Source organism: Roseibium litorale (assembly GCF_014842915.1).
Lineage (GTDB): Bacteria > Pseudomonadota > Alphaproteobacteria > Rhizobiales > Stappiaceae > Roseibium > Roseibium litorale.
The window spans coordinates 1-22,437 of record NZ_JACYXI010000005.1; the positions used below are offsets into that span (position 1 = coordinate 1).

The 22,437-nt window shown below is 60.7% G+C and carries 20 protein-coding genes; 7 read left to right on the forward strand and 13 right to left on the reverse strand.

What is annotated here, in order from left to right:
• Positions 1–288 precede the first annotated feature (288 nt).
• Complete coding sequence (locus IG616_RS09155; protein ID WP_192147864.1) at positions 289–1,215, forward strand: isoaspartyl peptidase/L-asparaginase family protein; 927 nt, start codon at positions 289–291, stop codon at positions 1,213–1,215.
• On the opposite strand, the gene IG616_RS09160 is transcribed toward IG616_RS09155, so the two are convergent.
• Positions 1,203–2,084, reverse strand: a complete 882-nt coding sequence (locus IG616_RS09160; RefSeq protein WP_192147865.1) for a D-amino-acid transaminase — start codon at positions 2,082–2,084, stop codon at positions 1,203–1,205. The genes IG616_RS09155 and IG616_RS09160 overlap by 13 nt on opposite strands.
• Before the next feature lie 124 nt (positions 2,085–2,208).
• Here IG616_RS09160 and IG616_RS09165 point away from each other — a divergent pair, with 124 nt between their 5' ends.
• Positions 2,209–3,120, forward strand: a complete 912-nt coding sequence (locus IG616_RS09165; protein ID WP_192147866.1) for a LysR substrate-binding domain-containing protein — start codon at positions 2,209–2,211, stop codon at positions 3,118–3,120.
• Between the two features lie 99 nt (positions 3,121–3,219).
• Here the strand turns inward: IG616_RS09165 and IG616_RS09170 are convergent, their stop codons facing one another.
• The 8 genes from IG616_RS09170 to IG616_RS09205 form a co-directional block, all read right to left on the reverse strand.
• Positions 3,220–4,005, reverse strand: coding sequence for a DUF1868 domain-containing protein (locus IG616_RS09170; RefSeq protein WP_192147867.1), 786 nt, complete (start codon positions 4,003–4,005; stop codon positions 3,220–3,222).
• Between the two features lie 135 nt (positions 4,006–4,140).
• Positions 4,141–5,529, reverse strand: a complete 1,389-nt coding sequence (locus tag IG616_RS09175) for a M20 family metallopeptidase (protein ID WP_192147868.1) — start codon at positions 5,527–5,529, stop codon at positions 4,141–4,143.
• Positions 5,530–5,533: 4 nt separating this feature from the next.
• Positions 5,534–7,120: a gamma-glutamyltransferase gene (locus IG616_RS09180; protein ID WP_192147869.1), complete on the reverse strand. Its 1,587-nt coding sequence runs from the start codon at positions 7,118–7,120 to the stop codon at positions 5,534–5,536.
• Positions 7,121–7,129: 9 nt separating this feature from the next.
• Positions 7,130–8,122 (reverse strand): ABC transporter ATP-binding protein, encoded by a 993-nt coding sequence (locus tag IG616_RS09185; RefSeq protein WP_192147870.1) that lies wholly within the window; start codon positions 8,120–8,122, stop codon positions 7,130–7,132.
• Entirely contained in the window at positions 8,119–9,114 is a 996-nt protein-coding gene (locus IG616_RS09190; RefSeq protein WP_192147871.1) for an ABC transporter ATP-binding protein, read from the reverse strand. The genes IG616_RS09185 and IG616_RS09190 overlap by 4 nt, the downstream gene beginning before the upstream one ends.
• A gap of 3 nt (positions 9,115–9,117) precedes the next feature.
• The gene (locus tag IG616_RS09195; RefSeq protein ID WP_192147872.1) at positions 9,118–10,020 is read right to left on the reverse strand and encodes an ABC transporter permease; all 903 of its coding nucleotides are present in this window, start codon (positions 10,018–10,020) and stop codon (positions 9,118–9,120) included.
• A gap of 1 nt (position 10,021) precedes the next feature.
• A complete protein-coding gene (locus tag IG616_RS09200; protein ID WP_192147873.1) occupies positions 10,022–10,939 on the reverse strand; it encodes an ABC transporter permease subunit in 918 nt (305 codons plus the stop codon).
• A 112-nt stretch (positions 10,940–11,051) separates the two neighbouring features.
• Positions 11,052–12,569, reverse strand: a complete 1,518-nt coding sequence (locus IG616_RS09205; protein ID WP_192147874.1) for an ABC transporter substrate-binding protein — start codon at positions 12,567–12,569, stop codon at positions 11,052–11,054.
• 158 nt (positions 12,570–12,727) lie between these two features.
• Here IG616_RS09205 and IG616_RS09210 point away from each other — a divergent pair, with 158 nt between their 5' ends.
• The gene (locus IG616_RS09210; protein WP_192147875.1) at positions 12,728–13,531 is read left to right on the forward strand and encodes an IclR family transcriptional regulator; all 804 of its coding nucleotides are present in this window, start codon (positions 12,728–12,730) and stop codon (positions 13,529–13,531) included.
• A gap of 57 nt (positions 13,532–13,588) precedes the next feature.
• On the opposite strand, the gene panB is transcribed toward IG616_RS09210, so the two are convergent.
• Together panB and panC are read right to left on the reverse strand one after the other, a co-directional pair.
• Positions 13,589–14,398, reverse strand: a complete 810-nt coding sequence (panB, locus tag IG616_RS09215; RefSeq protein ID WP_192147876.1) for a 3-methyl-2-oxobutanoate hydroxymethyltransferase — start codon at positions 14,396–14,398, stop codon at positions 13,589–13,591.
• A gap of 61 nt (positions 14,399–14,459) precedes the next feature.
• Positions 14,460–15,305: a pantoate--beta-alanine ligase gene (gene panC, locus IG616_RS09220; RefSeq protein WP_192147877.1), complete on the reverse strand. Its 846-nt coding sequence runs from the start codon at positions 15,303–15,305 to the stop codon at positions 14,460–14,462.
• A 241-nt stretch (positions 15,306–15,546) separates the two neighbouring features.
• Between panC and IG616_RS09225 the strand changes: the two genes are divergently transcribed.
• The 3 genes from IG616_RS09225 to IG616_RS09235 are packed head-to-tail and all read left to right on the forward strand — an operon-like array spanning position 15,547 to position 18,976.
• Positions 15,547–16,689 carry a TIGR03364 family FAD-dependent oxidoreductase gene (locus IG616_RS09225; RefSeq protein WP_192147878.1) on the forward strand — a complete coding sequence of 381 codons (1,143 nt, stop codon included), beginning with the start codon at positions 15,547–15,549 and terminating at the stop codon, positions 16,687–16,689.
• Positions 16,686–17,465, forward strand: coding sequence for a phosphonoacetaldehyde hydrolase (gene phnX, locus IG616_RS09230; protein ID WP_192147879.1), 780 nt, complete (start codon positions 16,686–16,688; stop codon positions 17,463–17,465). Before IG616_RS09225 ends, phnX begins: the two co-directional genes overlap by 4 nt.
• Positions 17,465–18,976 (forward strand): sulfatase-like hydrolase/transferase, encoded by a 1,512-nt coding sequence (locus tag IG616_RS09235; RefSeq protein WP_192147880.1) that lies wholly within the window; start codon positions 17,465–17,467, stop codon positions 18,974–18,976. The genes phnX and IG616_RS09235 overlap by 1 nt, the downstream gene beginning before the upstream one ends.
• On the opposite strand, the gene IG616_RS09240 is transcribed toward IG616_RS09235, so the two are convergent.
• Positions 18,973–20,616, reverse strand: coding sequence for a thiamine pyrophosphate-binding protein (locus IG616_RS09240; RefSeq protein ID WP_192147881.1), 1,644 nt, complete (start codon positions 20,614–20,616; stop codon positions 18,973–18,975). The two genes, IG616_RS09235 and IG616_RS09240, sit on opposite strands and share 4 nt — an antisense overlap.
• 127 nt (positions 20,617–20,743) lie before the next feature.
• Entirely contained in the window at positions 20,744–21,529 is a 786-nt protein-coding gene (locus IG616_RS09245; RefSeq protein ID WP_073007776.1) for an ion channel, read from the reverse strand.
• A 139-nt stretch (positions 21,530–21,668) separates the two neighbouring features.
• Between IG616_RS09245 and IG616_RS09250 the strand changes: the two genes are divergently transcribed.
• Positions 21,669–22,430: an SDR family NAD(P)-dependent oxidoreductase gene (locus IG616_RS09250; RefSeq protein WP_192147882.1), complete on the forward strand. Its 762-nt coding sequence runs from the start codon at positions 21,669–21,671 to the stop codon at positions 22,428–22,430.
• Positions 22,431–22,437 lie beyond the last annotated feature (7 nt).

Here is a 22,437-nt window from a genome sequence, read left to right on the forward strand (position 1 = left end):
ATGCAACTGTTCAGGTTGGGTGGCTAAAGCGGGAGGGGGCCAAGCCATGCCGCGATCTCCCAAAAGGGGATCAGGATTGCATCGGCCTCCCTCCCGTACCAACAATAGACCAAACCAGACACACAGGGAGTGCGCACCGCTTGCGTTGTGCGCATGAAAGCCCCCAGGCCGCCACTTGTCCAAGGCGTATTAGGCATGTCGTATGCAGAGTTTGCATAGCAGCATGGATTGCCGGGCCCGCCGCCGCATGCTTCCCTGCCCATCAAACTGGAAAATGGGTGTCTCAACATGACTGACGGATGGGCAATCGCGCTGCATGGCGGTGCCGGAACAATACTCAAGGAAAACATGACCCCGGAGCGCGAGACCGCCTATAGCGCGGGACTGCGGGAGGCTTTGTTGCGCGGCAGCATCATTTTGAGCGACGGCGGTTCGTGCGAGGACGCCGTGGAAGCCGTTGTCCGGGCGCTTGAGGATGATCCGTTGTTCAACGCTGGACGCGGAGCGGTTCTGACAGCTGATGGCACGTTCGAGTTGGATGCGGCCATCATGCGCGGAAAAGATCTCGCTGCGGGTGCTGTCACCGGCGTCAGCGATATCCGCAATCCCGTCAGCCTGGCGCGGCTGGTGATGGAGCGCTCCGAGCATGTGCTTCTGGCCGGGGATGGAGCTGCCCGTTTTGCCCGTGCGCAAGGGATCGGCGCGGTCTCAAGCGGTTATTTCGAAACCGGATACCGCCGCGAGCAGCTTCTCAAGGCACAGGCCCGGAACGAGGTTTCGCTTGATCACAGCGACCACAAATACGGGACGGTGGGCGCTGTCGCACGGGACAGGAACGGCCATCTGGCGGCAGCCACCTCGACCGGCGGCATGACCAACAAGAAGCCTGGCCGGATCGGCGACAGCCCTCTGATCGGCGCGGGCACCTATGCCAGCGACAAGAGCTGTGCGGTGTCGGCAACCGGCCACGGCGAAATGTTCATCCGCATGACGGTCGCCCGGGATATCGCGGCCCTGATGGAATATGCGGGACTGCCGCTTGAGGAAGCCGCCCGGCGCAAGGTGCTGGACGAACTGCCGCTGATCGGTGGGGGCGGCGGTATCATCGCCGTCGGCAGAAGTGGTCCTCCGGTTCTGACTTTCAACACGGCGGGTATGTACCGCGCCGCCCAATCTGAGGGCGGCACGGTGGAGACAGGTATTTACGCCGGTTGAGGCGTCAGGGCATCAATGGCAGTGGCAAGACTGTTCTTGATGTAGATTTCGCGCAAGCGCCGGGCCACCGGTCCGGGTTTGCCATCACCGACGGCAAAGCCGTCGACCTGCACCACCGGGTTCACGAACCCTGAGGCAGAGGTGGAAAAGGCTTCCCGCGCCTGCCGGATTTCCTCGGCTGAAAACGCCCGCTCCTCGACCTTGACCTGCAATTCGGCGGCACACTGGAGCACCGTCTGGCGGGTGATCCCAGCCAGGATAGAGTTGGAGAGCGCACGCGTGACCAGCGTCCCGTCCGCCGTCACGATATAGGCATTGTTGGAGCAGCCCTCGGTGATCTGCCCGTTCTCAACCATCCAGGCGTCATCCGCCCCCTTGTCCCGTGCCAGGCTCTTGGCCATGGCGGGATAGAGAAGCTGAACGGTCTTGATGTCACGGCGGAGCCAGCGCCAGTCCTCGACCAGAATCACTTTCTGGCCGCGCTCTGCCACGGGGTTTTCAATAAGCGCTTTTTCCTGCGTGAACAGCACCAGGGTCGGCGCGACAGGCTCAAGCGGAAAATTAAAATCACGATCCCCTGTCGATCCGCGGGAGATCTGCAAATAGATCAGCCCCTCACGCAGGTTGTTGCGCGCAACAACCTGCCGGTGGATTTCGAGAAGAGACGCCTGATCGAAGGGAACCTCAAGGTTGATCTCACCGAGAGACCGGGTCAACCGCTCCATATGGCCGGGAAAGTCGATCAACTTGCCATCGACGACTGCCGTCACCTCATATATCGCATCGGCAAACAAGAAGCCGCGGTCAAAAATCGAGACCTTGGCTTCACTTTCCTCTATATAGTCTCCGTTGAGATAAACGGTCCGCATTCTCGGAAAACTCCGGTAGATTTGCTATCTAGGGTTCGGCTTGATGCTGTGCATTGATGCATTTGGCACTCATCCGGGCAAATGCCGATTTTTTATGAGCTATGCGGCAGCAGGAGCCTGTGCATTGGAACTGAATTGGCTGGAGGACTTTGTTGAACTGGCCGCCGTACGGAATTTCTCAGTCGCCGCGGCTGCCCGTCACGTAACCCAGCCCGCCTTTTCGCGCCGGATCCGGGCCTTGGAAAACTGGGTCGGCATCGAGCTTGTCGACCGCAGCTCCTTTCCGGTCAAATTGACCAAGGCGGGAGAAATCTTTCTTGAAACCGGCCGTGACCTGATGCGGGAAATCTACCGCTTGCGCGATGATTGCCGCCAGCAGGCTAGCCTGACGACCGACACGCTAACCTTCAGCGCCTTGCACACAATCGCGCTCAGCATCTTTCCGAAGCTGCTCGAAGAGGTGCAGCAAAACGCCGGATCCTTTGCCACACGCATAAGTGCCACCGACTTTTACGACTGTATCGAGGCGCTGTCGCTTGGCCGGTGTGAGATCGCACTGTGCTACGGTCACACGCTCGGCCCCCCCATTCTTCAGGCAGGCCGCTTCGAATCCCGCAAGATCGGCTCTGATCCCTTTCTCCTCATCTCCGCAGCAGGCGGGAACGGCGCGCCTCTTTATAGCCTGGACGGCAGCAGGGATACGTCGTTCATACCGCTTGTCGCCTATACGACGGATTGTTTTCTCGGCAAAGTGCAGCACGATCTGATCCGGGAAATGTGGGGCCAGGGACCGGAGCTGCGGACTGTTTTCGAGAACTCCATGTCCGAGATGGTCAAGCGGATGATCCTGCATGGCGCAGGCATCGGCTGGCTTCCGGAGAGCGCCATCACGGAAGAACTGGAGAGCGGTTCGCTGGTTGTCCTCGACAGCGGTCTGCCGGACGTCCGGCTCGATGTTCTGGTGTTCCGCAGAACCGTGCCGGGATCTGTGATCATGGAAAGGTTCTGGGCGCATCTGCCGGACGCGCCCGCCTGAAACCGCCAGCCATGCCCCTCAAAGCCAAAGTCCGGCTGGGAAACGCAGCTCCAGCGTCTTACGCAAGCGCGTCAAAAACACTCTCAAGCTGTCAGCTGATCAAAGCTGGACCAACCCGCCATCAGTGATCAGGGCCTTTGGCTTGAAGGCGTGCATATCCTCAAACTGGCAGAACTCCACCGGCCCCAGCCGGATATCCGACAGGGCCTCGCGGTGTGGCGCGAGGATCTCGGCGCATTTGCGGATCACCTCTTCCGCCTGTTCCTTGGTCATGAAGCGGAGTCTATAGGCCAGGGTGACGTGGAAGCGGTAACCATCGTGATCGGCGCGCGAAAGGCCGGTCAACTCCCGCAGCTGCGCCCTCAACCTGCGCAACCTCTCTTCGGCCTCGGCGCCTTCCGGACGAACCATCATGGAATAACCTGCGTGAAGATGAGGCAAGCTGATCCGCAATCCGGCAGGCGCAGAGAACCCAGCCAAACGTTCGATGAAGATCCGGGTCACTTCCGCCAGCGGCAGTCCTTTTTCCACGCCTTCAGGCCAATCATCCGGATCAAGCGGCTCGCCGCCGACACCGCTGAACACGGTCATGTGGAAGCTGGGTTGCGGCAGATAGGTGAAATGACTGGCTAATGGCTGCGCCATCAATGCGTCCTGAACCTGACACAGCGCCGAATAGGCCGGAGAGGCTTTGTCGATATGGAAAATGAAGGTGTTGCCGGGCCAGGGCAGAACGGCGCCTTCGGGGGTGAACTTGCCGCCTCCGCCGGGTCCGGTGATCGAACTGGGCTGCCCCGTCTCCGCTCCACCGCCCGTCAGCGCCTCCATGGCACGATTGTGCAGGGTCTCCGGGCTATCCGTCGGAGAAGCAAGGTCAGTGGTCATGGTGTCATCCTCAGACTGGTAAGGCTCAGGCAGGTATAGAACATCTGCTTCCGGCATACCTCAGGCATATGACCTTTTGGCGACCTTCCCGGAAATCAGGCGGCAGACAGATTAATCTCCCGCCTGATTTCAATCTTACAAGCGCGGACAGCCGCCTTCGCCAATATCCCAGAAGAGACCGGCCATCAGGCGCAGCGCATCCCGGCTGAGAGATTTGAGGGCATGTTCATTCGGCGCATGCTGCGAGCAGGCCCGGTAGGAATGCGGCACCCAGACGGTCGGCAGACCAAGAATATCCGTAAAACTGTCATTGGGCAGCGAGCCCGCCAGATTCGGCAGCACATGCGGCGCGCGCCCGCCTGTGCGGGTGAGCGAGTCTTTCACATAAGTCACCCAGGGATGATCAGGATCGAGCCGCGTGGCGCGGAAGAACCCGCGATCGTGGGGCACGATCTGGACTTTCTCAAAACCATGCTCATCGAGGTGACGGCGGAGAGACGGCAGAACGGCGTCCGCGTCGGTTCCAACCACATAGCGCAGCTGGCAGGCAGCGCGCGCCCTGGCGGAAATCGCATTCACCGGCGCTTCCGGAACGCCGCTGGTCATGGCCAGAATGGCAAAGCTGTTCCAGCCATAGGCCCGCTCAGCCGGCGTCAAGCTCTCCTCGCCCCAGTCCTTGTCGATCTGCGGTCCGGTTTCACTTTCGATCGGCAGACCGTCGAGCGCTTCGCGGATGGCCGGGGTCAGGCTGGTGGGACGCCATTCGGGGATCTTGAGCTGGCCCCGAGCGTCGGTGATGGTCGCAAGCGCCTGCACCAGGATCATCGCCGGATCGGCCAGAAGCCCGCCCCAATTGCCGGAATGATGCGCCCCTTCGCGCAGATCCACCACCAGATCGAAGGTGATGCCGCCGCGCGACCCCATGAACATGGTCGGCCGGTCCGGCTGCAAGCGCGGTCCGTCGGACGCGATGAGTACGTCCGCCGTCAGCTTTTCTTTCTGGGCAGTGAAGAACTCGGCCAGACCTGATGAGCCGACTTCCTCACTCATTTCCACGACAAAACGGCTGTTGAAGCCAAGCTTGCCGCGGGCGGCGATCACCGCTTCCAGAGCCGCAAGGTTGATCAGGTGCTGGCCCTTGTTGTCAGCGGTGCCGCGGCCATAAAGCTTGTCGCCTTCTTCAACCAGCTTGAAGGGGTGCAGCCCTTCGCGCCACTGATCCGTCTGCGCACGGATAACATCGCCGTGGCCATAGGTCAGAACGGTCGGCAGGCTGTCGCCTTCATGACGCTCTGCAATCAGCAGAGGACCGCCGGACGGATCAGGATTCTCGAAGAGCTCGCAGGTAAAGCCCGCCGCTTCGAACCGCGGCTGCATCGCTTCTTTCAGATAGCGCAGCAGTTCAGGCTTCTGGACAGGGTTTTGGCTTTCCGTCTCGAACTCCACCAGGCCGGCCAGATCTTTTACAAACTGGCCGTCATCGAAATAGCTGGAGACGTGGTCGATCGCTGCATCGCGGGTCATTGTTTCAACTGTCCTGAATATCTGCTTCAGAGATGGCATCGCCCCAGGGCGACATGATTTCGGTGCAGCCGGAGTTCAGATCCCCCCGGCGCATGACCCCTGCCGGGCAGGCAAAGGCATAGGGGAAGACTGTCCGGCGGGCGCGGCGCACCTCATGACGCGTGGAAAGGGTTTCCAATACTGCGCCCGGCAAGGTATCGTCCGCCACGATGAGAGGTCCGCCGGAACTGTCGATCCGGGGCTGATGAAAGACCTCTTCCACTCCCATGCCGAAATCCAGCGCGAAGGAGGCCATCTGGCTGACGGCGGACACGATCTTCCGCCCGCCCGACGCGCCAAAGGCAATGCGGGTCTGCCCCTTCTCGCCGATCACCGGACAGACATTCATCAGGCAGCGCTTTGAAGGCCCGAGGGAATTGGGACGCCCCTGTACCGGATCAAACCACATGAGGCCGTTGTTCATGAGAAGGCCGGTCGACGGCGACACCACACGTGACCCGAAGATCGACAGAAGCGTCTGGGTCTGCGCCACCATGTTGCCCTCACGGTCGACCACAGAAAAATGCGTCGTGCAAGCGGGCGTCCCGGGGTTCTCGTTTTCGTCGCCCATGGTCGCCAGCCGCTGTTCATAGGCAGCTTTCAACGCATCGGCGTAGGCCAGATAGGTCTCTCCATCCGGCTTTGAGCCGAACTGGCTCCGTTCCAGCATCTCAAGGGTCGTCTTGAAGGTTGGACCAGCTGTCAGCCCCGGTACGGCATGCATCCGCGCATCGCGATAATCGAAGCTCAAGGCATCCGTGAGCTCGGCCCGGTAATTCACCAGGTCTTCGCGGCTCATCACACTGCCCTTGGCGCGCATGTCGGCCACCATGGCCGCGCCGACTTCGCCGTCATAAAGCTCACGCGCACCGTTCCGGGCAATCTGCTCCAGCGTTGCCGCCATGCGGGACTGATCCAGCCGCTTTTCGGCAAGCGCCGTCCAGCCGGAAATCGTCGGCCACTGGCCATCTTCCAGAAACAGCGCAGCCGCGTCCGGATCATTGGCCAGAGCCCGCGTGCTGGAGGCAATGATAAGCGCCGCATACCAGTCGACCAGCAGCCCTTGGCGCGCATGCTGGATGGCAGGTGCGAGCAGATCCGCCCACGGCATTTTACCAAACCTGGCATGAACCTGCCCGAGACCATCGACAGTTCCCGGAATGGCGACGGCAGTGGCGCCAAATACATTGCGGTCATCGACCACCTGTTCCCAGAGGAAGAGATCGCTGGCTTTGCCTTTTCCACTAAGCGGGTAATCCGCAGGATCAAGCGCTGCCGGAGACTTCATACCGTGGTTCACGGCATAGGCGCGGCCTTCCCCGGCCCGCCAGAGCATCATCGCTCCGCCTGCGGTCGGCCCGCTCATCCAAGGCTCAACAACCCCGATGGCAAAGGAGGCCGCGACAGCCGCATCGACGGCATCCCCACCCGCTGCCAGAACCTCTGCTCCAGCGCGGGCCGCCAGACTGTTTTGAGCGGCCACCACGCCATGGGGCGTTTCAATCACCGTCTTGCGGACGGTCTGCGTGCTGGAAAGTGCAATTTCAGACATACTGGCCACTCACGCAGCGTGGCTCTGACCAGACATCAAAACGTCCGGATCATGCAGGTGACATTCCACATGCCCGCCAGGAATGGGGATCTGACGCGGAGCCTTCGTGAAGCAAGGCTCGCCCCGCTTGGGGCAGCGCGGATGGAAATGACAACCGGGCGGCGGCGCAATCGGATTAGGATAGGCCATCCCAAGCTGCGTATCGGGAACACCCAGTCCCGGCTCAGGGGTCAGAACCGACTTGAGCAGTGCCTGCGTATAGGGATGACGCGGATTTTCGAAGAGGCTCGCAACATCCGTCTCTTCCACGATCTGGCCGAGATACATCACGGCGACACGGGTCGCCAGATGCTCCACCACCGCCAGATTGTGGCTGATGAAGAGATAGGTCAGGCCGAACTCACGGCGCAGATCCCCCAGAAGATTGAGGATCTGGCTCTGTACCGACACGTCCAGCGCCGACGTCGGCTCGTCGCAGATGACGATCTCCGGCTTCATGATCAGCGCGCGGGCAATCGCCACGCGCTGGCGCTGGCCACCGGACATCTGGCTCGGATAGGTGTTCATCACGCGGGAGGGCAATCCCACCACATCCAGCATCTCCCGGACCTGCTTCATGCGGCTGGCATGATCGCCGACCTTGTGCACCACCAGCGGCAGGGAGATGACATCGGCGATGGTCTTGCGCGGATTGAGCGAGGAATAGGGATCCTGAAAGATCGGCTGGATACGCCGTGCAAGCGCCAGCCGGTCATGACCGCTGATCTCCTCGCCATCCACCAGAACCCTTCCGGCAGTTGGTTGTTCGAGCCCCAAGAGGATCTTCGCCATGGTGGACTTGCCACAGCCAGACTCGCCAACGAGGCCGAGAACATCGCCCTTTTGCAGAGACAGGGAGACATTGTTGACGGCGGTCAGCGGCTTGACGCCCCCGAACAGGCCCTGCTTGACCCGGTAGGTCTTGGTAACGCCTTCAAGTTCCAGAACAGGTTTGTCTGTCATGCCGGGACCTCCTCAGCGTGGCGCATGCCGTCAGGGTGTATGCAGCGGAATCTGTGCGCACCGTTCGTGCGGTGGGGAATGGCTTCCCGGCAGGCAGCTTCAGCATAGTCACAGCGGGTGCGGAACACGCAGCCTTCCACCTCGCCAACCAGAGACGGAACGATCCCCGGAATGGTGCCGAGTTCACTGCCCCGCTCGGTCTTGCCGGGCAGCGGAATGCAGCGCAGAAGACCTCGGGTGTAGGGGTGGCAGGGTGTGGCGAAAATATCTGCAGCCGGGCCAGTCTCCACCAACTCGCCCGCATACATCACCGCCACCTTGTCGGCGACACGGGCCACGACGCCGAGATCATGGGTGATCAGGATCATGGCCATATTCATCTCGCGGGTGAGATCCACCAGCAGGCGCAGGATCTGCGCCTGGATGGTCACATCCAGTGCGGTCGTCGGCTCATCAGCAATGATCAGCTCCGGACCGCACATCAGCGCCATTGCAATCATGACACGCTGGCGCAAACCGCCGGAGAGCTGGTGCGGATACTGGCCAAGACGGCTTTCCGCCGCGGTGATGCCAACCTTTTCCAGAAGCTCAATCGCCCGCGCCCGGGCGGCGGCCCGTCCAACCGGCTGGTGAAGCAGCAGCGCCTCCATCAGCTGATCGCCAATGGTGTAGGCCGGATTGAGCGAGGTCATCGGCTCCTGGAAGATCATCGACATCCGCCCGCCGCGCAATTTGCGCAGCTCCTTGGCGGACATCGTGGTCAACTCCGTGCCGTCAAACGTCATCTGATCCGCCTTGCGGAGAATGCGTTTGCCGAGGAGCCCCATCAGGGCAAGAGAGGTCAGCGACTTGCCGGACCCGCTCTCACCTACGATGCACAGGGTTTCGCCGCGGTTGAGTTCGAAATCGATGCCGCGTACGGCATGAAGCGTGCCGCTAGCAACCGGGATGTCCAGCTTCAGATTGCGGACAGTCAGGAGAGGTTCAGTCATCCATCAGCTCCTGTTTTCCGGGGCTGTGACGTCACGCAGACCATCACCCATCAGATTGATCGCCAGCACGAGCACGAACAGCACCGCACCGGGAATGAGAACCAGCCAGGCGTCAAAGAGCATCATCTTCTTGCCTTCACTCACCATCAGGCCCCAGCTTGGCGTCGGTGGCTGCACGCCAACGCCGAGGAAGGACAAAGCGGCCTCAAGCAAGATGGCGTGGGCCATTTCAAGAGTGACGACAACGATGAGGTTGTTGACGATGTTCGGCATGATCTCGGACAAGATCACGCGCGGGGTCGAGGCTCCGATTGCCTGGGCGGCTGCAACATATTCCCTGCGCCGGATCTGCAAGGTGGAGGACCGCATCACCACCGCGAACCGGTCCCAGAGCAAGAGTCCAAGCACCATAATCACGATCTGCAACGACCCGCCCATGACGGCAACCACCGCGAGGGCAACCAGCACCACCGGCAAGGCAAGGCGCACGTTGATCAGGAAGGTCACCGCCGCATCAACCTTGCCGCCGAAGTAGCCGGCGGATACTCCAAGGGCCGTGCCGATGAAGCCGGAAATCAGGGCTGCAATGGCCCCGATCATCAGCGACACGCGTGCGCCATAGATCAGACGGGAAAGATAGTCGCGGCCAAGATGGTCTGTTCCAAGCGGGTACTCCCAGGTCCCGCCCAGGAAAACCGGTGGCTTCATGCGCGCCAGAAGATTTTGCGCATAGGGATCATGCGGAGCCAGGAGCGGCGCGAAAAGCGCGACCAAAGCCAGCAGCAAGACCACGGCCAAACCAAACATCAGCCCTTGATGCGTGACGACACGGCGGATCAGGATCTGGCTCGGGGATGGACCTGAGACTTCCTGCAAAAGAGGATCGTTTGCGTTCATGTCTGTCATCTCAGCTGCTCCGCATACGAGGATCGAGCCAGGCATTCAGCACATCTGCCAGGAAGGTGAAGACGATGTAGAACATCGCGAAGATGAGAATGAGAGCCTGAACTGTGGGCAGGTCGTTGCGGCCAATGCTTTCCCAGGCGAGGAAGCCGGCACCATGCAAAGCGAAAATCGATTCAACAACGATCGAGCCGCCCAGCATGAAACCCATCTGCACGGCGGCGAGAGAGACCACCGGAATGATGGCGTTACGCAACCCGTGCTTGAACAAAACCCGGGTCTCGGATGCCCCCTTGGCGCGTGCTGTGCGGATATAATCGGACGACAGCACGTCCAGCATCCCAGCGCGCGTCAGACGCATGATCGCGGGCATCGCATAGTAGCCAAGGACGATGGTCGGCATGATGAAATGCCTCCAGCTATTGGCCCCTGATGGTGGAAGAAGACCCAACTTGATGGAAAACACGACAATGAGGATCAGGCCGAACCAAAAGCTCGGCATGGCCTGGCCCGCGACGGAAAGGAAAAGGGAGAGACGGTCGATGAAGGAGTTCGGGCGGATAGCCGCGGCAACCCCGAGCGGCACGGCCGTGAGCAGAGCAAAGCTAATGCCGCAAACCCCGAGCGTCATCGTCACACCGAGACGGTCGGCGATGAGGGACGCCACTGGCAGCTTGAAATAATAGCTTTGCCCGAAATCGCCTGACAGAGCCGAGCCCAGCCACTCCCAGTACTGAACCAGCATGGGCCGGTCGAAGCCGTAGAGAGCGCGGATCGCCTCGATGTCCTCACCGCTCGCGGTTTCACCCGCAAGAGCTGCCGCCGGATCTCCGGACAGAAACATCAGGCTGAAGCTTATGAAGGAAACCGTCAAAGCAACAATGGCGGCCAGCATCAGCCGTTTCAATATGAAGTTCAGCACGGGGGTACTCCACAGGATCAAGAACACGGGATCTCTCCCAGCCGCAACACGGCCAGAGGCAAATCCGGGCAATAGACCGGGCGGCCAGGACAAGCCGCCCGGAGAGAGCCTGTTAGTTCCAGGTCATGGTTGTGAAGCGCAGGACCTCATCCGCCGTCGGCGTGTAGGACACTTCCTTCGTGAACACATAGTTCGTGTTGTAGGAGAACATCGGCGCCCAGTATGCTTCGTCGGCAATCCGCTTCAGAGCCTTGCTGTAGTACTCCTTGCGCACTTCCGGATCAGTCGCGCTGTCGGCAACGTTCAGATCGGCAAGCACCTGATCGTCACGGGCATCGTCCAGCGAGCCGTGCTTGAAGTACTGGCTGACCATGGCCGATGCATCGTTCAAGGAGTAGCTGCCCCAGGTCTGGAACGAGATCGGCACTTCGCCCTTCATGTTGATTTCACGAAGCGCGGAATACTGCAGCATCTTGAAATCGGTCTTGATGCCGACAGCATTCAGGTAAAGCGAAATGGCTTCCGCGTATTCACGGTCACGATAGGCATAGAACTCCGTCGTAAACCCATCCGGGTATCCGGCTTCGGCAAGAAGCTCCTTGGCTTTTTCCGGGTTGTAGTCGTAATGGGTGACGTTCTGATCGCAACCGAACTGGCTCGGATAGCAAGGCGTCCAGATGACCTGGCTCTTGCCCTTGAGCAACGCGCTGACGAGCGTCTTGCGGTCAATCGCATAGTTGACGGCCTGGCGCACCTTCAACTTGGTGAAGGGATTGTCCGCACCGCTGCGGCCTGCTGCATCCATCGCCAGGTAACCGACGCGCATGGTCGACTCGTTCGCCACCGTGAACTGTTCCATGCTGGAGAGCCGTTCCGCCAGATCCACAGGAACCTGCCAGATGAGGTCAAGCGTGCCGCTGAACAGTTCAGCCATCTGGGTATTCACGTCCGGGATGGTGCGGATATCGATCTTGCCGATCGTCGGCTGGCCCTTCGGTCCGTCGAAATAATTTTCGTTCTTCTCCAGCACGAAATGCTGACCGGGAACCACTTCGGTCACCTTGTAAGGACCCGTGCCGACCGGCTTCAGCCCCATGCCGGAAGCACCGACTTCAGCATAATATTCGTTCGGATAGATCGCCACTGGACCCGCGAGATATTCAATAGCCGCCGGGAACTTGTCCTTGAGATAGATGCGAACCGTGTAGTCGTCGATCTTCTCGGCAGACTTCATCCAATTGACGTTCCGCTGTGTCTTTACGCCGTTTTCTTCCTTCGCAACGAAGTTGACCGTATAGACCACGTCATCCGCGTTGAAGGGTTCCCCATTGTGGAACTTGACGCCCTGGCGGAGCTTGAACTCCAGGGTCGTGTCGTCGACCCAGGTCCAGGATTCAGCAAGGTTGCCCTTGTATTCATTGGTGACCGGGTCGAGGTAAATCAGCCCGTCCCAGATGGCGCGCATAAGAACGACGCCTTCACGTGCCGAATTGAAGTAGCTGTCGACGCTTTCCAGCTCCTTCGTAAAGGCGACATTCAACGTTCCGCTGGCCTTGTCCGCCCAAGCCGAACCTGCGGCGGCGAGAAGCGCAGACGCCGCGATCGTGGTCTTCAGAAATGATGCCTTCATTCCCCTGTTCCTTCTCTTTGCATGCCTTTGAAACACGCATCCATTGCTCTGAAAGTATTATATATTAATACCTAGTATTTTTTTATTTTTAAAATATTCTCGGAACTGACCAGATCGTCAAGTCTCGAATGGAAATTTCGCTCAAAAAGGCGGCATGCATGCAGACAAAGCAAAACACTCTCTATGTCGGTTCACTGGCGAAAGGTCTGAAATTGCTGCGGGCATTCGACGACCAGCACACCGACCTCTCCTTGACGGATCTCATGGAGCGAACCGGTCTCGATAAAAGCGCCACTCAGAGGCTGGCGAACACGCTCCACGTTGAAGGGATGCTGGACAAGGACCCGGTCACCAAACGCTACCGGCCTTCTCATGCCTGGCTGGAACTTGCCTTCGCCTATTACTGGGCCGACCCGGTTGTCGGCAGGACGCTGCCCAAGCTGATCGAACTCTCCCAGCAGTTGGGGGAAACCGTCAACCTGGCGGAAATGTCCGGAGATCACATCATCTATGTCAACCGTCTGCCCTGCAAGCGCACGCACTTTGCCGCGACGGTTATCGGACGGCGTCTCCCTGCGCTGATGACGACAAGCGGCCGCGTTATGATCGCGACTTACCCGGAAGAAGAAAGAAAGAGGATTGTGGAGACCTGGACGCTGAGGGCATTCACACCTCACACGCTTTTGGACAGGGAGGCCCTTGGACGGGCCGTAGAGCAAGCAGCGACGGATGGCTACGCGGTTGCGGCAAGCCAGATGATCATTGGCGAGCTTGCCATCGCCGCCCCCATCATCGGCCCGGATGGCAGATCCTCTGCCGCCATCCAATGCTCGGTGTCATCGCATCACTATGACGAGGACCGGTTGCTCAAGGAAATTCTGCCGGCCCTTCGCGACACGGCAAACTCCATCTCGCCAGCCATGCGCCAACCCGCCGTCCGGGATTTTACGCCGGGGCTTTGACCCGGCTCATGCGGCCGTTGGGCAAGCAGGACGGGAAGTTCCCGTCCGGAAAGCAAATCAGCGGTAAACCTGGCCTTCGCCGGGGAAAGCGCGGCTTTTGACTTCTTCCGCGTAGTTCTTGACAGCGTCTTCGATCTGCTCCCCGAGAGAGCCGTAGACCTTCACGAACTTCGGCGGCTTCGGGTTGAGGCCGAGCATGTCTTCCAGCACGAGAATCTGGCCGTCGCAGACGGAAGAGGCGCCGATGCCGATCGTCGGGATGTGGACCTCCTTGGTGACGGCAGCGGCCAGTGGCTCGACCATACCTTCCACCACGAGGCTGAACGCCCCCGCTTCGGCAACGTCGCGAGCATCCTTCAGGTGATGCGCCCAATCGTTTTCGGAACGGCCCTGGGTCTTGAAGCCACCCATCACATGAACCGACTGCGGGGTCAGTCCGATGTGGCCCATGACCGGAATGCCGCGCTCGGTCAGAAAATGGATTGTCTCGGCCATACGGCTACCGCCTTCCAGCTTCACTGCACCGCAGCCGGTCTCCTTCATGATGTGGGCCGCGTTGCGGAACGCCACGGAGGGGCTTTCCTCATAGCTGCCAAAGGGCATGTCGACGACAACGAGCGCGCGCTCGGTGCCGCGCACCACAGCCTTGCCATGGGCGATCATCATGTCGATGGTCACGCCAATGGTCGTTTCCAACCCGTGCATGACCATGCCAAGACTGTCACCGACGAGAATGAAATCCGCATATTTGTCCACGATCGCAGCGGTGTGCGAATGATAGGACGTCAGAGAGACAATCGGCTCGCCGCCCTTGCGCGCAGCAATCTGGGGAACCGTAATCCGGCGGACGGCTTTCTGAACGCTCATGGCGTTTCCTTTCAGCAAATGTGCCTAGGCGGCGACCCGGCGGGCCGGGTCACGAGAAATCTCAAGGAGCGATGACGCGCTGGTCGATCAGAAGAACCGGTCCGAACCGCACGGCAAGCAGAATCACCGCCTCCCGGTCCAGCTCGCCGGTCAGAGGCGCAAGGGTCGCCGCATCGCGGATATCGACGCTTTCGACCTTGCCGCCGGGCGCTTCTGCCAGAACCGCGCGGATAGTGCTTTCAAGGCTGGCGATCCCGGGACGGGACGGTGCAAGCGCGGCTGCCGCTGCCAATGACCGGTTTAAGGCTGGCGCCTGAGCCCGGTGCTCGGGTGAAAGGCGCACATTCCGGGACGACATGGCGAGGCCGTCATCCTCCCGCACGGTCGGATGACCAGCGATCTGGAGCGGCATATCCAGATCACGCACCATCTGGCGGATGATCGCCAGCTGCTGGAAATCCTTCTCGCCAAAGACGGCGACATCGGGCTGGATGATATTGAAGAGCTTGGTCACGACGGTGGAAACGCCACGGAAATGCCCCGGCCGGAGCGCACCTTGCAGCACGCCTGAGAGCCCAGGCACCTCGACGAATGTGTCTCCACGGGCGCCGTACATTTCCTCCACGTCCGGCATGAAAACAGCCTCGACGCCTTCGGCCCTCAGCTTTGCCAGATCCCCCTCCGGGTCACGCGGATAGGTGGCCAGATCCTCATTGGGGCCAAACTGGGTCGGATTGACGAAGATGGAGACGATCACCCGGTCCGTCCGGCGCGCAGCTTCCCGCACCAGCGAAAGGTGGCCCTCATGGAGAAAGCCCATGGTCGGCACAAGACCGATGGTCTGCCCCTGACGGCGCAGGCTGGCAACCCGGTCGCGTACTTCCTGTTTCCTTGCACAAATCTGCATGGCGTCCTTCCCATGGATCCTGTGTAAGCTTCGCTCCCGGACCCTTTTCTTGAGCAAAGTTCTTATCGCCTCACCGCTGGGCCGGTCCAGCGGGAATTTGTGCAGCGCGGTCGTCTGATCTGAAATTATAGCTAAAAGCTATAATTATGAGAATTCGATACAAACATTCCGCCTACCATCGTAGCTTCTCCCGGCCAGTCCTCCGGGCTGGGCCTTTCACATCCCGAGGGATCTCGTACGCATGGCTCACCCCCATTATGACCTTGCCGTTGTTGGCGCTGGAATTGTCGGCCTCTCCCATGCCCTTGCCGCCGCAAGGCTTGGCAAATCCGTGGTGGTGATGGACCGGGATGCCGCAGCCAATGGCGCATCGATCCGCAATTTCGGCTTCGTTACAGTCACCGGCCAGCAGGCGGGAGACTGCTGGGAAAAGGCCTGGCGCAGCCGGGCCGTCTGGACAGAGGTCTCGGAAGCTGCCCGCATCCCCGTGCTGCATCAGGGACTGACCATGACCGCCCGGCGGCCCGAGGCCGAAGCCGTGATCGATGCCTTTCTTCAGACCCCTATGGCCGAAGGCTGCCGGCGGCTGTCTCCAAAAGAGGCAAAGACCCTTTCCCCTTGCCTGCGGGCGGAGAGAATCACGGCAGCGCTTTATTCGCCCCATGAGCTGCGCGTTGAATCCCGGGAGGCCCTGCCCCGGCTGGCCGCCTGGCTGGAAGAACAGTTCGGCGTGACCTTTCTATGGCAGACGAGCGTCACGTCGGTCGAAACACCGAAGCTCGTGACATCGCGGGGCAAGGTTCATGCGGAAACAGTTGTCGTCTGTCCCGGCGATGATTTCACCGGACTTTTCGCAAGCCGGATCGCCCCCTACGGCGTGACCCGCTGCAAGCTGCAGATGCTCAGGGTTTCTCCGCAAACGCCGATGTCCCTTGGAACCGCCGTCATGTCCGACCTCGGGCTAGCCCGCTATCTCGGCTACGCGGAACTGCCCGAGGCCGAAGCGCTGAAGCAAAGCCTCGACAAGGAACAGGCACAGCTGCGAGAGAACGGCATTCACCTGATCGTGGTGCAATCGGCCGACGGCAGTCTGGTCGTGGGGGACAGCCACCATTATTCGCCAACACCCGACCCGTTCCTGCACAAGCGGGTCAACGAACTCATCCTTGAGGAAATGGACGCGGTCCTGGATCTTGGCCCCTATCAGATCAGTGAGAGCTGGATAGGAACCTACGCCTCCGCAGCCGATCGCTGGCGGTTTACCGATGCGCCCGACGAGGCCACACGTATTGTTGTGGTCACGGCAGGCTGCGGCGCGTCGACCGCCTTTGCTATTGGCGAGGAAACAATTTCGGATCTGTTCGGCAAGGGAGCCGCCGCATGACCAAATTCAAGGCCGTCGTCTTCGACTGGGCCGGAACCATGATCGACTTCGGGTCCTTCGCGCCAATGGGCGTTTTCGTGAAGGCCTTCGCAAAGTTCGGCATCACCGCGACCATCGAACAGGCCCGGGGCCCAATGGGAGCGCCGAAGTGGCATCACATCCGGGCCATGATGAATGGCCCGGATATCGCTGCCCAGTGGCAGCAGACCTTCGGGCAATTGCCGCAGGATGAGGATGTAGACGCGGTCTACAAGATCTTCGTGCCGATGAACGAGGACGTGGTCGCAGACTATGCAACACTGGTCCCCGGGGCCCTCGAGACGGTGCAGTGGCTCCGCAGCCGGGGCATGAAGATCGGCTCCACAACGGGCTACACAAGGTCGATCATGGAAAGGGTTCTGCCTGTTGCGGCCGCCCAGGGCTACGAGCCGGACAATTTGATCTGCGCCGACGATCTGGCCGAGGGACGCCCCGGCCCTCTCGGCATGTATCAGTGTTTCGTGGATCTGGCGGTCTATCCCCCCAGCGCCGTGATCAAGGTGGATGACACCGAGCCTGGCATAGCTGAGGGCGTGGCTGCCGGTTGCGTCACTGTTGGCCTTGCCCTGTCGGGCAATTATGCCGGCAAGACCCCGCAAGAGCTGGCAAGCCTTTCGCCGGAAGCAGTCGATGCGCTCCGCATTTATGCGACGGCCCAACTGAAAGCTGCAGGTGCCGACCATGTCATCGATACGGTCGCCGACTTGCCGGAGCTGATCAAGAGCCTGGAGCCGTAATGAAGCGGCGTCCTAACATTCTGCTGATCACGGCTGACCAGTGGCGAGGCGACAGTCTCGGATGCGCGGGACATCCGGCCGTCAAAACGCCGAATGTGGATGCGCTTGCCCGGCAGGGTACCCTGTTCACCCGCCATTTCGCGGCAACGGCCCCCTGTTCTCCAGCGCGGGCCTCACTCTATACCGGCCTTTACCAGATGAACCACCGGGTGATCTGGAACGGCTCGCCCTTGGACGCACGGTTCGACACCATCGCCCTGGCCGCCCGGCGGGCCGGTTACCGGCCAACGTTGTTCGGCTACACGGACACCGCACCTGACCCGCGGCGCCTTGCCCCCGGCGATCCGGCGCTTTTGACCTATGAAGGCGTCCTGCCGGGCTTTGAGACCGGCCAGATCCTGCCGGAAGACGATGGCCCCTGGCTCGACTGGTTGAAAGAACGCGGCTATGGCGAGGAAGACCTCGCGGCGATCCATCACGTCGAAATGGAGCCTGGCGAACGCGTTTCGCTGAAACCGGCAAAATATGGCGCGAATGAAACCCAGACCGCATTCCTGACGGACAGGTTTCTGGACTGGCTGGCCGGTCAGGCGACAGACCAGCCGTGGTTTGCCCATGTCTCTTTCCTGCGCCCGCATCCGCCGCTTTGCGCACCGGCCCCCTATAACGCACTCTATGATCCGGAGGATGACGCCGGATTTGAAGGCGCTGAAACGGCCGAGGAAGAAGCAGCCTTCCATCCACTGGTCAAAGCGCTGCAGCAGACCCAGAAGATCTCAAGCCATATTCCCGGAGCCGGTGGTTTGGTCAGCGATCTCAGCCGCCGCGACCTCAAGCGGATCCGGGCGCTCTACCATGGCATGATTTCAGAAGTGGACGCCCAGCTCGGCAGGCTGCTTGAGGGTCTTCGGAACGCGGGAATGGAGGACAACACAGTCATCCTCTTCACCTCCGACCATGCGGAGATGATGGGCGACCACTGGATGCTCGGCAAAGGCGGTTTTTACCCGCAGAGCTACCACATCCCGCTGGTGATCCGGCTGCCGGGTGCCAAAGCTGGCCAGACCTGTGAAGCTTTCACTTCAGCGGCAGATGTTTTTCCGACACTGACGGCGCTCATGGGCATTGCCCCGGACCATGCGCCGGATGGCCGCTCTCTCTTGCCGATCCTGCAAGGCGAAGTTCCGGAAGACTGGCGCGACGGCGCAGTCTTTGAATATGACTTCCGCAATCTCGCTGTCACGCCAGACGGCATCGCAGCGGGAGCGAAGAATGGCTTGTCGGTCCTGTGCCTGCAGACCCAGGACTGGCTCTATGTCCATTGCCCGACATTGCCGCCGGTTCTGATGAAGACCGGCAAGGCAGCGGCCCACCAAAACCTCGCGTTCGATCCGGTTTACCGGAACGTGCTGCTGGACTGCCAATCCCGGCTGCTAAGCACCCGCATGCGGCTCAACGACGAAACGCTCTCGCAAAAGCTGGTCTGGGAGTTCTATCCGGAAAACCTTTAAAGCCGCCCGTCGTAAGCCCTGTCGGAGATCCGGCAGGCCAGCAGGGTAAAGCCAGGGCGCGTCAGAGCCTCCTCCGCGGCCTTGGCCAACGTTGCCGCATCTTCCACCCAGACGCCAGTTCCGCCATAGGCTTGCGCAACCGCGACAAAATCCGTCTCGCCGAACTCGACGCCAACATTTGGCCTTTGGCTGGCGCGCTGCTTGAGTTCGATCAAGGACAGGCAGCGGTCCACCAGGACGCAGATGATCACCGGGATCTGCAAATCCCGGAGGGTCGACAATTCGCCAAGGCACATTTCCAGCCCGGCATCGCCAACGAATGCAACAACCGGCGCCTTGTCTGCATCGACCAGCCGGTGCCCCATGGCCAGCGGAACGGCGCATCCCATGGTGCACAGCGCCGAGGACTGCAACATTCCCCGCGGCGAATGGCTGCGCCAGATCTGGCTGACCAGAATGCGATGTGCACCGCTATCCGCCGTCGCAACGGTTTCAGGCGGCAGCACCTGATTGAGCGTGTGGAAGACCGTCGCCGGGCCCCAGCCGGAGGCTTCCGGTGCGAAGGCCACTTCGAGCGCGGCCCGTGCCCGCTCCGGCTCCCCATCCGGCCAGGACTGAGCCTCTTCATTGCGCGCTGCCGTTAACATGCCCAACGCTGGTACTACGGAACTACGGAGAGCAACGCTGGACTTGTGCATGCCGTGGGTGCGCAACACCGGCGCGATGTCAATGACGGGCGCCGTCTCCGGCCAGGGGTTGCGCCAGTTGATCCGCATCTCGATCGGGTCATAGCCCAAAAGCAGGATGCAATCGCTTTGGTTGATCAACGGCAGGAGAATTCCGTCCGCCTTGGGAGACAATCCTGCCCCGCCCAGCGCCAGTGGGTCTGTTTCTTCCAACAGGCCTTTGCCCTTGTAGCTGGTCACAAGCGGAATGGAGAACTTCCGGCAAAAAGCGGTAATCTCCGGCCCTGCCCCCTCATTCACCGCATCGACGCCTGCGATCGCAATCGGCCGTTTTGCGCCTGCAAAAAGGGTCAATGCCTGCTGCAAGGCTGGCCCCGGAGCTGGAGCGAGGATAGCAGGCCCCGGCAAGGGATTGCTCGACCATGGCTCGCTGGTTTGCGCCTCGGCAACGGAGATCGGCACATCGATGTGAACGGGACCTGGCTGGCCATCCAGAGCAATGGCAATGGCCTTTTCCATCATGACGTCCAGTGCGCCAAGCTCCGCCCGGAAGCTCGCCTTCACGATGGGCCGCAGCATCTGCTGGTGATCGAAGACCTGATGGGTGTAGCTCTCCGCCTCGGCGCCACTGACACAGCCGGTCAGGAAGATCAGAGGCACCCGGTCCTGCCAGGCATTTGCAACCACATTGACCGCATTGGCAGCACCCGGACCAAGCGTTGCCAAAAGCACACCGGGCGCGCCGTCCGCATGCCAACCGCCCTCGGCCATGAAGCCACCGGCATTCTCGTGCTTCACCAGCACGAAACGCAGGCCCGCCTGATCCAGTGCCCCCATGAGCGCCAGAACCTCTCCGCCCGGAATGCCGAAAGCGTGACGGCACCCCGCCGCATGCAGCTTGCCTGCAATGATATCCGCGCCGGTGATGCTGCCCGAATCTGCGCCTGAAGTCATGACGATGCCTGTCTTCCCATACCTGTCTGTGTCAGGTCAGCACCTGACCCCGGCAGCTCTTCCGGGTCAACAGTCAGAAAGGGCAGACCCAACACGTTGCGGTGAAAGATCTGTCATCGGCCGGAGCTCAGCTCCACTCGCCCTCGGTCGGAATGTTCAGAACCTTGCCGCAATGTTTGCAATGCACCGCATCCGGATCATGCCGGGAGAGACCGCAATCCGGACAGGGGACCTTCACCTTGGCAGGACGGAAAATTGTCTGAACCAGGCGCAGGAACAGGGCCACCCCGAAGATCATGATCGCGACCGTGAGGAGCCGTCCCATGCTGTCGGTCATGGTGATGTCCCCGAAACCCGTCGTGGTCAGGGTGGTCACGGTGAAATAGAGCGCATCAAGGTAATTGTTGATCGAAGCGTTGCGGTCATGCTCGACCACATAGACAATCGCGGTCACCACGAAAATGAACACCGACAGGTTCAGGCCGGAGTGAATGATTTCCTCGTTCCGCTTGAACCAGGCGGAGGAACTTCTGAGCTCCTTGAGCAGATGATAGGACCGCAGCAGCCGCAACATCCGCACCACGCGCAGGAAGCCGAAATTCTCCAGAATGGCGGGAACGAGCAGGGACACGATCACCACGAGATCGGCCAGCGACACAAACTCCATCGCGTGGCGCATGGGCCTGTCCGATGCCAGGAGACGGCCGATGTAGTCGGCAGCCAGAATGGCCGCAATCACATAGTCCAGCTCATGATGGACCCGGTCAGGGTCGACCATCGATGAAACGATGAAATAGAGAATGGTGAGGATATCGAAAGCCAGGATGGCATAGCGCCAGATCCTTGCTTCCCGGGTTTCGCCAAAATAGAGACCTCTCAGCCTCTGCCTCAAAGGGGACATTGCTTCACTCATAAAATGACCATGACAAAATGAGTTGCCCGCACATAGCGGAATAGTTCTTTACCCCTGAAAAATATCAGCAAGATAATAACCCAACACGGGTCTTCGAACCGCAAGCCCGGCAATTCTATCGTTCTTTGGAGTATCTGGCGTGACTGACCTTTCCGGCAAGACTGCCCTGATCACGGGAGCAAGCCGCGGCATCGGCGCGGCTGCCGCCCGCCACCTTGCTGCCAGCGGCGCGACCGTGTTCCTGACCGCCCGCACCCAGGAAGCCGTAGAGCCCGTCGCCGAAGCAATCACCGCCGACGGCGGCATTGCCCATGCCCTTGCCTGCGACGTCTCCCGGTTCGCCGATGTGGAAGCTGCCGTCCGTGCGGCTCTGGCAGAGACCGGGCGCCTCGATATTCTCGTCAATAACGCAGGGCTGATCGATCCCATCAGCCGTCTGGAAACATCCGATCCGGATGCCTGGGGCAAGGTGGCTGACGTCAACATAAAGGGCGTCTACCACGGGCTGCGGGCAGCCGGCCCCGTCATGCTGGAGCAGAAATCCGGAACGATCATCAACCTGTCCTCGGGGGCGGCAAGCCGGCCGATCGAGGGTTGGAGCCACTATTGCGCCTCCAAGGCGGCCGTTCTGTCCCTCACCCGCTCGGCCGACCTGGAATGGCGCAGAGAGGGAATCCGCGTCCTGGGCCTCAGCCCCGGCACGGTGGCGACCGGCATGCAGGCCAGCATTCGCGCATCCGGCATCAACGATTACAGCCGCCTCGCCCCCACGGCCCATCTCGACCCGGACTGGGTCGGACAGGCCATCGCCTGGCTCTGCGGCAAGGCAGGCGATGCGTATCTGGGAGAAGACTGCTCGCTCAAGGATCCAGTGGTCCGCAAGGCACTTGGCATCGGGTAAGTCTGAG